Genomic DNA, 10,176 nt, shown 5'->3' on the forward strand with positions numbered 1-10,176 from the left:
TCACAGGCTGCTTTTTCATTTCGGTTACCAGCGGCCGTAATGCCCACGCGGCGGGCCATAGTAATAGCCCCGTGGTGGCCCGTAATACACCGGTGCCGGGCGATAGTAGATGGGTTGTTCTACATACACCGGCTGTGGCTGGTAGTAGACCGGCGGCGGTTGTTGCACATAAACCGGCTGCGGCTGGTAGTACACCGGTTGCTGCTGCACATACACCGGCCGATCGCGGTTGATGATGGCTGAGCCGACGATGGCCGAACCGACGATTGCGCCAAACACGGCGGGCCCCTCCCAACCACCATGACCATGGGCGGAAGCCTGGCCGGTGACCGCGAGTGCCCCCACGAGCAGGGCGATGATGGGAAGTTTACGATTCATGGCTGTTCCTCGTTTCGGCCCCGTCGCCTGTGGTCTGTAGCAGACCCGATGAGGGTCGCGGGGTTACTTGCTCTGACAGCGATTTTCTCAGGATTCGCAACGCCGTTGGGTAAATATTGTGTAAGGTCAGCCCGGACGGTGATCCCGTCTGTCTGAAAGTGAATGCAAGGAGAAACGCGTGCAGATCAATCCCAACAAAGACACCCAGCTGTGCATGTCGCTCTCGGGGCGTCCCGGAAACTTCGGCCTGCGCTTTCATAATCACCTCTATGAACAGCTGGGTCTGAACTTCTATTACAAAGCGTTCAGCAGCCAGGACCTGCCCGGTGCGGTGGGGGGGATCCGCGCGTTGGGGATTCGTGGGTACGGGGTGTCGATGCCGTTCAAGGAAGCCTGCATCCCCCTGATCGACGAGCTGGATCCTTCCGCTGCGGCGATCCAGTCCATCAACACCATCGTCAACACCGACGGCCATTTGAAGGCCTACAACACCGACTACATCGCCATTGCGCAATTGCTGCACACCCACGCCGTGCCCAAGGACTCGACCTTCGCCCTGCGTGGCAGCGGCGGCATGGCCAAGGCCGTGGCCAGTGCCTTGCGCGACGGCGGTTACCGGAAGGGGTTGATCGTGGCGCGTAATGAGGTGGCCGGCAGGGCGCTGGCCGACTCCCTGGGCTACGAATGGCAAGCCGAGCTTGACGCCTTGCGGCCGCAGATACTGGTCAACGTCACGCCGATCGGCATGACCGGTGGCCCGGAGGCCGATCAGCTGGCGTTCGACCCCGAGGCCATCGCTGCCGCCGACACGGTGTTCGATGTGGTGGCGATCCCCTCGGAAACGCCGCTGATCGTCCGCGCCCGGGCCGAGGGCAAGCGGGTCATCACCGGCCTGGAAGTGATTGCGATCCAGGCTTTGGAGCAGTTTGTGCTTTACACCGGGGTGCGGCCAAGCCCGGAGCAGTTCGAGAAGGCCGTGGCGTTCGCCCGAGCCTGATCACTCCAGCCGCGCCAGCCGCTCCTCCAATGCTGCGATCCGCGCCTCGAGTTCTTCGATGCGCTCCAGCGATACGCCGCTGCCGGCACTACGTTCCGTGGGCTGGTGGCGGGCGGCGAGAATCGCCTCGATGTCCGCCGGGTCGCCCATGGCATGCACATAGCGGTCCTCGCGCTGACCGGCCTGGCGCGGCACCAGCAGCGCCAGGCCACGGGCAATCAAGCGCTCCAGCTGATGCACCACCTGTTCGGCGTCTTCGAAGTCGTGCATGCGACCGCTGCGGGTCAGCAGTTCATTGACCGTTTGCGGGCCGCGCAGAAACAGCAGGCCCATCAGGATAACCTGGGCCGGCACCAGCTCCAGGGCCTTGTCGACCCGGTGTTCCCAACGGTCGGCTCGGCTGCCCATCACCAGTCGGGTAAAACCGCGACCTTCCAGCGCCCGCAGGCTCTGGCCGACCTGGCCCGGGTTGAGGTTCATTACCGGTTCGCGGCTGGTCTTCTGGTTACAGGCCAGTACCAGGGCGTTGAGGGTCAGCGGGTAGGTCTCGGGGTTGGTGGCCTGTTTCTCGACCAGCGCGCCAAGGATGCGGATTTCCGTGCTGTTGAGCCGTGGTTCTTCGGCCTGGCTTTGTTCTTCGATGCTCATCGCGCGTTCCCTATGCTGTGGAAGCCGCCTAGCCTAATCCTTGCGCAATAAAAGACAAGCCGTGCAACAAGCCATGGCTATAATCGCATCCGTTCGATTTGTCCTTTCCTGCCACCTGCATGAGATCGCCATGACCATTTCCCTCTACGCCGCTTCCATCCCGGTTTTCAAGCAGATGCTCAATGCCTTGAGCGACGTCCTGAACAAGGCTGAAGCACACGCCACAGCGAAAAACATCGACCCGAACGCGTTCCTGCAAGCCCGCCTGTACCCGGACATGTTCCCGCTGGTGCGTCAGGTGCAGATCGCGGTGGACTTCGCCAAAGGCGTCTCCGCGCGCCTGGCCGAGATTGAAGTGCCGAAGTATGACGACAGCGAAACCACCTTCGCCGACCTTCAAGCCCTGATCGCCAAGGTCCTGGCTTTCATCGACGGCATCGGCCCTGCGCAAATCGATGGCAAGGAAGGCATCGAGATCGTCACCCGTCCGGGCACGCCGAAGGAAAAGCGCTTCAGCGGCCAGAACTACCTGCTGACCTACGGCCTGCCGCAGTTCTTCTTCCACGTCACCACCACCTACGCCTTGCTGCGTCACAACGGCGTGGAAGTGGGCAAGCGCGACTATATGGGCGCGTTCTAAACCCGCAGGCATGAAAAAGCCCGGAACGGTGTGAGCTGTTCCGGGCTTTTTTGTGGCTGTCTGTCGCATTTTTTGGTGGATGTACCGCCGCCATCGCGAGCAGGCTCGCTCCCACAAGGGCCAGCGCAACCACAGAACCCCTGTGGGAGCGAGCCTGCTCGCGATGACGGTGGGGCATCCACCGCAACGGTTATGCCATGCGAGCCAGCTTCTCTTCCTCACCCAGGCAAGCCGCCGCCGTGAACAGCACATCCGTGGACGAATTCAATGCAGTCTCCGCAGAGTCCTGCAGCACGCCGATGATGAACCCCACCGCAACCACTTGCATGGCGATTTCGCTGGGAATGCCGAACAGGCTGCACGCCAGGGGAATCAACAACAGCGAACCGCCCGCGACCCCTGATGCGCCACACGCGCAAATAGCCGCGACGACGCTCAGCAGCACGGCCGTCGGTACATCCACCGCAATGCCCAGGGTGTGCACCGCCGCGAGGGCTAGCACAGTGATGGTAATGGCGGCGCCGGCCATGTTGATGGTCGCACCCAACGGAATCGACACCGAATAGGTGTCTTCGTGCAGGCCGAGGCGCTTGCTCAATTCCAGGTTCACCGGGATATTCGCCGCCGAACTGCGGGTGAAGAACGCCGTGATGCCGCTTTCACGCAAGCAGGTGAAGACCAGTGGGTACGGATTGCGACGTAGCTTCCAGAACACGATGAGCGGGTTGACCACCAGGGCCACGAACAGCATGCAGCCGATCAGCACGGTGAGCAGGTGCAGGTAGCCGAGCAGCGCGCCGAAACCGGAGGTGGCCAAGGTCGAGGCTACCAGGCCGAAGATCCCCAGCGGCGCGAAGCGGATTACCAGGCGCACGATCACGGTCACTCCGTTGGACAGGTCATCCAGTACGGTACGGGTGGTCTCGCCGGCGTGGCGAATCGCAATGCCCATGCCGATGGCCCAGGCCAGGATACCGATGAAGTTGCCGTCCATCAGCGCCCGGACCGGGTTGTCCACCACGCTGAGCAGCAAGCTCTGCAGCACCTCGGCGATGCCACCGGGCGCGGTGACCGCGACGTCATGGGTCGACAGCACCAGGCTGGACGGAAACAGCGTACTGGCAACCACGGCGACCACCGCCGCGGCGAAAGTGCCCAGCAGGTAGAGGAACAGGATCGGCCGGATATGGGTTTCCTGGCCGTGCTTGTGGTTGGCGATCGACGCCATGACCAGCACGAACACCAGGATCGGCGCCACGGCCTTGAGTGCGGAGACGAAGACCTTGCCGATGAAGGCGGTGGACTTCGCCAGGTCGGGTGCCAGCCATGCCAGGATAATACCGGCAATCAGGCCAATGACGATCTGCGTCACCAGGCTGGTGCGCATGAGGCGTTGGAAAACAGAAGGGGACGAAGCAGTCATAACGGCATCTCTGATTTTATTGTGTGCGACGGTCGACGCGTCAGGGCAACAAGCGGGCAGGCCACAGGAGCGGACCGGGGGAAGTACGGCGTTTGCAGGCCGCGGACTCTACCACAGCCCGAGGAAATTTCTGACGGACCTGTGACGATCCGTCACCCCGCTGTGCAACTGCGTTTTTCTACCGGGCACATTCTGTTAGGCTCTTGCCTCATCACTTTCTATACCGCCAGCGAGCCCTTGGGCTAACGCTGGTGTCGTCGTTTTGCCGGAGTTTTGCATGTTGTTACCGATTTTCCTGCTGTCGGCTGCCGGGTTTACCGTGCTGACCACGGAGTTCGTCATCGTTGGCCTGCTGCCACCTATCGCCCGTGACTTGCACGTGACCATCCCCCAGGCCGGGCTGCTGGTCACGTTGTTTGCGTTTACGGTGGCGGCGTTCGGGCCGTTCCTCACCGCCTGGTTTGCCCGCTTCGAGCGGCGCAAGCTGTTCATCAGCGTGCTGGTGATGTTCGGGTTGGCCAACTTGCTGGCGACGTTCGCCCCCAACATCTGGGTGATGGCCATTGCCCGTTTGATCCCGGCCCTGGGCCTGCCGGTGTTCTGGGCCCTGGCCAGTGAAACGGCGGTGGACATTGTCGGGCCGGAACACGCCGGTCGGGCCATCGCCCGGATCGGTTTCGGTATCGTCTGCGCCACAGTGTTCGGCATTCCGGTGGGTACACTGATTGCCGATGCGTTTGGCTGGCGCAGCGCCTTTGCGATCCTGGCGGTGATCGCCTTCGCCAAGGCGTTGCTGTTGTTTTTCTACTTGCCCAAAACCAACCTGCACCAGCGTCAGGTGAGCTTGCGCTCGCAATTCAAGATCCTGCGCAGCCCGTTGATGCAAGGGCATGTGCTGTTGTCGATCCTGGTCTTCAGCGGCATGTTCACCGCCTACACCTACCTGGCGGATATCCTCGAACGCCTCGCCGGTTTCGACGGCACCCTGGTGGGCTGGTGCCTGATGGGCTTCGGCGCCGTGGGGCTGGTGGGCAATTCCCTGGGCGGACGGGCGGTGGACCGGCATCCGTTGATCGCGTCGATGGTGTTCTGTCTGTTCATGATTGGCGGCATGGTGGCGTTGGTCCCGAGCATCCATTCAAACCTCGGGTTGGCAGTGGCGATGGGCATCTGGGGCGTGACCCAGGCGGCGTTGTTCCTGGTCAGCCACGTGCGGCTGATGAAGGCCGCCCCGCAGGCGCCGGCGTTCGCCGCGTCGTTGAACATCGCGGGCGGGAACCTGGGCATCGGCCTGGGGGCCATGGTCGGCGGCCGGGTCATCGACACCCTCGGCCTGGGCAACGTCGGTTTTGCCGGGGCCGGTTTCATCCTCGTTTCGATTCTGCTGGCGTTGTTGCTGATGACTGTCAAACCCCCCGTTGCTTGCACCCAGGGCTAGGCGCTGAACAGCTCCCGACGTGCGCCTTCGGCAATCGCGACGATGCCCGGATGACTGACCTTGCGTTCCACGGAAATCGCGTAGAAGGACTCACTCACCGCATCGGTCTGGCCGATCAGTTCCACGCCGTATTGGCGCTTCACCTCTTCGGCGATCACGCTCGGGCCAATGAAGATTCCGCTGCCTGATTGACCGAAGGCCTGCATCAATGCGCTGTCATCGAACTCGCCGACGATGCGCGGCTGGATCTGTTGTTCGGCGAACCAGCGTTGCAGGCGGCTGCGCACCACGGTTTCCGGGCCGGGAATCAGTAGCGGGGCGTCATGCAGGCTGTGAGGGAAATCCTGCCCGTAGCGTTCGGCCAGGGCGGCGGTGGCGAAAAAGCTGATCCCGCATTCTCCCAGCTTCTGGCTGTAGCCCTTGATGTCCAGGTGAGTCGGCATCGGGCTGTCGGAAATTACCAGGTCCAGACGCTGGATCGCCAGGTCCGCCAGCAGTCGTTCAAGCTTGTCCTCGCGACAGGTGATGCGCAGCGGCTCATCCAGCTCCATGGTCGGCGCCAGCAACCGATAGACGATGGACTTGGGCACCACGTCCGCCACCCCGACCCGAAACAGCGTTTGTTGCGCGTTGGGCCGGGCGCGCAGCATCAACTCCAACTCACCACCCAATTGGAACATGTGTTCGGCATACGGCAGCGTCTGGCGGCCGGCTTCGGTCAGCTCAAGCTGGCGCCCGACGCGACGAAACAACTTGATGTTATAGGTCTGTTCGAACAGGGCAATCTGTCCGCTGATGGTTTGTGGCGTCAGGTTCAACTGCTCGCATGCCCGCACGATGCTGCCGGTTTTGGCCACGACCCAGAAATAATGCAACTGTCGATAATTGAGCATAGAGGTCGCACAGTTCGTAAAAAACGAAGTATAACCGCTAAAAATACGAATTTTCCTGAAGTATTCGCCTCTCTAGAATGCCTTGCCATTGGAGGGCCACCTTTCGGGCCCCTTGAATCTGAGAGGCATTTATTCGATGAGCTATAAATCCTTGGGGCTTGCCGCTGTGCTGGTGATGTCTTCGATCGCGCTCGCCGGCTGTGAACAAGCCGAAAAAAGCGCCCAGCAACTGATGGGGAAAGCCGCAGAAACGGCCAAGCAGGCCATTGACGACACTCATAAGGCTGCCGAGCAGGCCATCAGCGAAGCCACCGGCGGGCTGATCAGCCCCGGGAAGAAACCGGCGGACGACGCTGAAAAAACCGAAACCCCTACCAAGACCATTTAAACCGCCACACCAGTCAGGACTGAACCATGGATTATCTTCTACAGCTCGCCGCCAGTCCCACCGCGTGGATCGCCCTGGCAACCCTGGTCGTAATGGAAATCGTGCTCGGCATCGATAACCTGATCTTCATTTCGATCCTGACCAACAAACTGCCCGAACAGCATCGTGCCAAGGCGCGACGGATCGGTATCGGCATGGCGTTGATCCTGCGCCTGGGCTTGTTGAGCACCATTGCTTTCATTGTGCAGTTGACCGAGCCGGTCATTGAAATCCTTGGCCAGGCGTTCTCCTGGAAGGACATGATCCTGATCGCGGGCGGCCTGTTCCTGTTGTGGAAAGCCACCACTGAAATCCACCACAGCATGGACCCGGCCCCCAATGATCCGAAGTCGGCCACGTCCGGCGTGACCCTGGGCTTTGCTGCCGCGATCGGTCAGATCCTGATGCTGGACCTGGTGTTCTCCATCGACAGCATCATCACCGCCGTGGGCATGACCGAGCATCTGCCGATCATGATCATCGCTGTCGTGGTCTCGGTACTGGTGATGTTGCTGGCGGCCGAGCCGCTTGCCAGGTTCATCAATAACAACCCGACGGTGGTCATGTTGGCCCTGGGCTTCCTGATCATGATCGGTATGACGTTGATCGCCGAAGGCTTCGGTGCCCATGTGCCTAAAGGCTACATCTACGCAGCCATGGCATTCTCGGCAACGATCGAGGTGTTGAACATGATGTCCCGTCGTGCCAAGCAGAGGGCGTTGACCGACAACGCCTGATTCCAGCTACGCAAAAGCCGCCCGGGTTCATGTCCGGGCGGCTTTTTTCATGGGTGTGGGAAATGAACGTCAGTGTGCCGCAACGTGGCGCCGGGCAGGTTTTTCGGTTTTTTCCGATTGCGCGGACGGCGCGTGATGGTGGCGCCGAGTGATCCGAAGCACACCCCAGAGCATGGCCGTCGCCACGCTCAGCCAGCCGAATATCAGCATCAGGATTGTCGTCGTCAGGCTCATCTGTGCCTCCCTTTTTATCCCGTTGCGGGACAACGCACTCAGTTCAATGGACAGTCTAGTCGCGCCAGTGTTGCAGGCAGTCGATCAGTGGCGTCGGCGACGGACCGGTTCGTTCTATCCGCACCAGCGGACTGCCGTTCAAGGCTATACCCAGGGCCGGTGCGCGTCTTATGATCGACAGCTCAAACCTGACCTGAATGTCGGGTGCCTGAACAAGAGAGTCTTGATGCTGCCGGTAATTTCCTCTTTTCGATCACGGGTACTGGTAACAGTCTGCCTCGCGGCCCTGGCGGGTTGTGCAGGCAGTGTGTCGCCGCAGATCCAGCGTTTGCCTGAACGGGTAGAACTCAACAGCGTGCCGTTCTATCGGGGTGAGATGTACCAGGGCGCTCCCCAGTCCCTCGCGGCCCTACTGACGTTGCAGGGCACGGTGATCACGCCGGGGCTGCTGGAAAAACCCTTGCACCTGCCGGGCGGCGAAGCCGCTTTGCAGCAGAACATGCAAACGCTGGGGCGCGAATACGGGTTGGTGGTGTATCCGTTGGGCGACAAGCTGGACGACTTGTTGGAGCAGGTCGCTGCAGGTTATCCGGTCCTGGTGCGCTATATCGACGGTTCAGCGTTCTGGGCCGAGCCACGCTACGGGATCCTCGCCGGCTACAACCGTCAGAAGCGGACGGTGCTGCTGCGAGCAGGCACCAATCGCCGTCAGTTGATGAGCTTCAGCGCCTTTGAATCGGCCTACCAGAGCGCGGGTGGTTGGGCCGTATTGATGCAGCGGCCTACGCAGCTTCCAGCCAACGTCGACTCACAGCGCTGGTTGAAGGCGGCACAGGATCTGGCCGGGGCAGGGCAGGAGCAAGCGGCGGCGCGGGCCAGCAAGGCCCTCGGCGCTGCGCATTGAACGCTTGCCCGTTCGTCACTTGCCGGGCACGTCCTGGCACGCCTGGGGCTCTTATCGTCAGGGTCGGGCGTTTCCCGACCATGATTCGAGGAGACAGTGATGGCACAGTCGAATACACCAACGGGACCCCATTCGTCAGAGCATTCTTCCGGTGATGACCTGGGTTTCGACCCGGATTCGCCGGATCTGGATGATCCCCAGGTCGACCCGGTCGGGCCGGCGAAAGCGCCGCTGGACGAAGATAAGCACGAGAAGGCTGATTCCAAGGCCTATGACCCGCTGGGTGACCTGAAGCCTTGATCCGGCTTGTCGTGGCGAGGGCAAGCACCCTCGCCACGGGTTCAGCGCCTCGGTTTACTTGGACGCTTCTATCACGCCGCTCTGGCGGCTCTTGAGGTTCTTGGCGGCCTTGTACTGAAGGGCCACCGCCGGCACGTTCGCGCTTTTGCCGGTTTCCACCCAGCTGCGGATCCGGCTGGCATCGGCAAAGTGCGTGTACTTGCCGAAAGCATCGAGGATCACCAGCGCCATCGGCCGATTGCTCATTTTCGTCACCAGCACCAGGCAGTGGCCGGCTTCATTGGTGAAACCGGTCTTGGTCAACTGGATGTCCCAATTGGCCTTGTGGATCAGGTGGTCAGTGTTGCGAAAGCCCAGGCTGTAGACAGGCTTGCGGAAGGTGACGGTCTTTTCCTTGGTGGTGCTCAGCTCGCTCAGCAGCGGGTACTTGCGCGCGGCGATCAGCAATTTGGTCAGGTCCCTGGCGGTGGAGACGTTATGGATCGACAGGCCCGTGGGTTCGACGTAGTGGGTGCTGGTCATGCCCAACGCTTTCGCCTTGGCGTTCATCGCGGCAATAAACGCCGCATACCCCCCCGGATAATGATGGGCGAGGCTGGCAGCGGCGCGATTTTCCGACGACATCAGAGCAATCAGCAGCACGTCCCGGCGAGACAGCTCGCTGTTGAGCTTGACCCGGGAAAACACACCTTTCATTTCCGGGGTGTTGGCGATGGTGATGGAAATGTATTCATCGAGGTTCTGTTTGGCGTCCAGCACGATCAGGCCGGTCATCAACTTGGTCACAGAAGCGATGGGCATCACGACGTCCGGATTGTTCGAATAAACAACTTTATCCGTCTGCAGGTCCAGCAACATCGCACTTCCCGAAGCGACCTGCAGCTTGGCGGAATCTCGTGGGGCGGCGATCGTTTCCTGCGCGTCGACATTCTGCGTGATAAAGATGCCAGTGAAAGCGAAGCACAGGCTGAGGATCGAAAGACGGATATTCACGCGAGTAGACTCAATGGAGTTGAAGGAGCCGTTCAGCAACGACTTAAAAAAAACCGTCGCATTTTAGGAGTATGGGCGACAACTGCGCTACACGCCTGCGCTGCTGGAAGGGGTGAATAAATAAAGTTTAATGCAGGTGCGACTCACCTGTGGGAGCGAGCCTG

The 10,176-nt window shown here is 61.0% G+C and carries 13 protein-coding genes; 7 read left to right on the forward strand and 6 right to left on the reverse strand.

Annotation, left to right across the window (positions count from 1 at the left end):
• Window positions 1–24: 24 nt before the first annotated feature.
• The gene (locus tag J7E36_RS07990; RefSeq protein WP_215001621.1) at window positions 25–378 is read right to left on the reverse strand and encodes a hypothetical protein; all 354 of its coding nucleotides are present in this window, start codon (window positions 376–378) and stop codon (window positions 25–27) included.
• Between the two features lie 178 nt (window positions 379–556).
• On the opposite strand from J7E36_RS07990, the gene J7E36_RS07995 reads away from it, so the two are divergent.
• On the forward strand, window positions 557–1,375 hold the full coding sequence (locus tag J7E36_RS07995) for a shikimate 5-dehydrogenase (protein WP_215001623.1): 819 nt from the start codon (window positions 557–559) through the stop codon (window positions 1,373–1,375).
• Here J7E36_RS07995 and J7E36_RS08000 read toward each other — a convergent pair whose 3' ends face one another.
• On the reverse strand, window positions 1,376–2,023 hold the full coding sequence (locus tag J7E36_RS08000; protein ID WP_215001625.1) for a YceH family protein: 648 nt from the start codon (window positions 2,021–2,023) through the stop codon (window positions 1,376–1,378). It abuts the gene before it with no gap.
• A gap of 130 nt (window positions 2,024–2,153) precedes the next feature.
• Between J7E36_RS08000 and J7E36_RS08005 the strand changes: the two genes are divergently transcribed.
• Window positions 2,154–2,663, forward strand: a complete 510-nt coding sequence (locus tag J7E36_RS08005; protein ID WP_215001627.1) for a DUF1993 domain-containing protein — start codon at window positions 2,154–2,156, stop codon at window positions 2,661–2,663.
• Window positions 2,664–2,853: 190 nt separating this feature from the next.
• On the opposite strand, the gene sstT is transcribed toward J7E36_RS08005, so the two are convergent.
• Entirely contained in the window at window positions 2,854–4,086 is a 1,233-nt protein-coding gene (sstT, locus tag J7E36_RS08010) for a serine/threonine transporter SstT (RefSeq protein WP_215001629.1), read from the reverse strand.
• A gap of 277 nt (window positions 4,087–4,363) precedes the next feature.
• Here sstT and J7E36_RS08015 point away from each other — a divergent pair, with 277 nt between their 5' ends.
• On the forward strand, window positions 4,364–5,524 hold the full coding sequence (locus J7E36_RS08015) for an MFS transporter (protein ID WP_215001631.1): 1,161 nt from the start codon (window positions 4,364–4,366) through the stop codon (window positions 5,522–5,524).
• On the opposite strand, the gene nhaR is transcribed toward J7E36_RS08015, so the two are convergent.
• Complete coding sequence (gene nhaR, locus J7E36_RS08020; protein ID WP_215001633.1) at window positions 5,521–6,417, reverse strand: transcriptional activator NhaR; 897 nt, start codon at window positions 6,415–6,417, stop codon at window positions 5,521–5,523. The genes J7E36_RS08015 and nhaR overlap by 4 nt on opposite strands.
• Window positions 6,418–6,553: 136 nt before the next feature.
• On the opposite strand from nhaR, the gene J7E36_RS08025 reads away from it, so the two are divergent.
• Both J7E36_RS08025 and J7E36_RS08030 read left to right on the forward strand, forming a co-directional pair.
• Window positions 6,554–6,805: a hypothetical protein gene (locus J7E36_RS08025; protein ID WP_215001635.1), complete on the forward strand. Its 252-nt coding sequence runs from the start codon at window positions 6,554–6,556 to the stop codon at window positions 6,803–6,805.
• Window positions 6,806–6,831: 26 nt separating this feature from the next.
• Window positions 6,832–7,581, forward strand: a complete 750-nt coding sequence (locus tag J7E36_RS08030; protein ID WP_215001637.1) for a TerC family protein — start codon at window positions 6,832–6,834, stop codon at window positions 7,579–7,581.
• 69 nt (window positions 7,582–7,650) lie between these two features.
• Here the strand turns inward: J7E36_RS08030 and J7E36_RS08035 are convergent, their stop codons facing one another.
• The gene (locus J7E36_RS08035; protein WP_215001639.1) at window positions 7,651–7,815 is read right to left on the reverse strand and encodes a hypothetical protein; all 165 of its coding nucleotides are present in this window, start codon (window positions 7,813–7,815) and stop codon (window positions 7,651–7,653) included.
• A 226-nt stretch (window positions 7,816–8,041) separates the two neighbouring features.
• Between J7E36_RS08035 and J7E36_RS08040 the strand changes: the two genes are divergently transcribed.
• Both J7E36_RS08040 and J7E36_RS08045 read left to right on the forward strand, forming a co-directional pair.
• Complete coding sequence (locus J7E36_RS08040; RefSeq protein WP_215001719.1) at window positions 8,042–8,719, forward strand: peptidase C39 family protein; 678 nt, start codon at window positions 8,042–8,044, stop codon at window positions 8,717–8,719.
• Window positions 8,720–8,818: 99 nt separating this feature from the next.
• Window positions 8,819–9,019 carry a DUF6021 family protein gene (locus J7E36_RS08045; protein ID WP_215001641.1) on the forward strand — a complete coding sequence of 67 codons (201 nt, stop codon included), beginning with the start codon at window positions 8,819–8,821 and terminating at the stop codon, window positions 9,017–9,019.
• 54 nt (window positions 9,020–9,073) lie between these two features.
• On the opposite strand, the gene pbpG is transcribed toward J7E36_RS08045, so the two are convergent.
• Complete coding sequence (gene pbpG, locus J7E36_RS08050; protein ID WP_215001643.1) at window positions 9,074–10,012, reverse strand: D-alanyl-D-alanine endopeptidase; 939 nt, start codon at window positions 10,010–10,012, stop codon at window positions 9,074–9,076.
• Window positions 10,013–10,176: the final 164 nt, after the last annotated feature.

Source organism: Pseudomonas fluorescens, assembly GCF_018614775.1.
Lineage (GTDB): Bacteria > Pseudomonadota > Gammaproteobacteria > Pseudomonadales > Pseudomonadaceae > Aquipseudomonas > Aquipseudomonas fluorescens_BY.

Bases quoted from the DNA above. Each gene is read 5' to 3' on its own strand.
- J7E36_RS07990 (WP_215001621.1), bottom strand. From the start codon at position 378: ATGAATCGTAAACTTCCCATCATCGCCCTGCTCGTGGGGGCACTCGCG.
- J7E36_RS08000 (WP_215001625.1), bottom strand. From the start codon at position 2,023: ATGAGCATCGAAGAACAAAGCCAGGCCGAAGAACCACGGCTCAACAGC.
- J7E36_RS08005 (WP_215001627.1), top strand. From the start codon at position 2,154: ATGACCATTTCCCTCTACGCCGCTTCCATCCCGGTTTTCAAGCAGATG.
- sstT (WP_215001629.1), bottom strand. From the start codon at position 4,086: ATGACTGCTTCGTCCCCTTCTGTTTTCCAACGCCTCATGCGCACCAGC.
- J7E36_RS08015 (WP_215001631.1), top strand. From the start codon at position 4,364: ATGTTGTTACCGATTTTCCTGCTGTCGGCTGCCGGGTTTACCGTGCTG.
- nhaR (WP_215001633.1), bottom strand. From the start codon at position 6,417: ATGCTCAATTATCGACAGTTGCATTATTTCTGGGTCGTGGCCAAAACC.
- J7E36_RS08025 (WP_215001635.1), top strand. From the start codon at position 6,554: ATGAGCTATAAATCCTTGGGGCTTGCCGCTGTGCTGGTGATGTCTTCG.
- J7E36_RS08030 (WP_215001637.1), top strand. From the start codon at position 6,832: ATGGATTATCTTCTACAGCTCGCCGCCAGTCCCACCGCGTGGATCGCC.
- J7E36_RS08035 (WP_215001639.1), bottom strand. From the start codon at position 7,815: ATGAGCCTGACGACGACAATCCTGATGCTGATATTCGGCTGGCTGAGC.
- J7E36_RS08040 (WP_215001719.1), top strand. From the start codon at position 8,042: ATGCTGCCGGTAATTTCCTCTTTTCGATCACGGGTACTGGTAACAGTC.
- J7E36_RS08045 (WP_215001641.1), top strand. From the start codon at position 8,819: ATGGCACAGTCGAATACACCAACGGGACCCCATTCGTCAGAGCATTCT.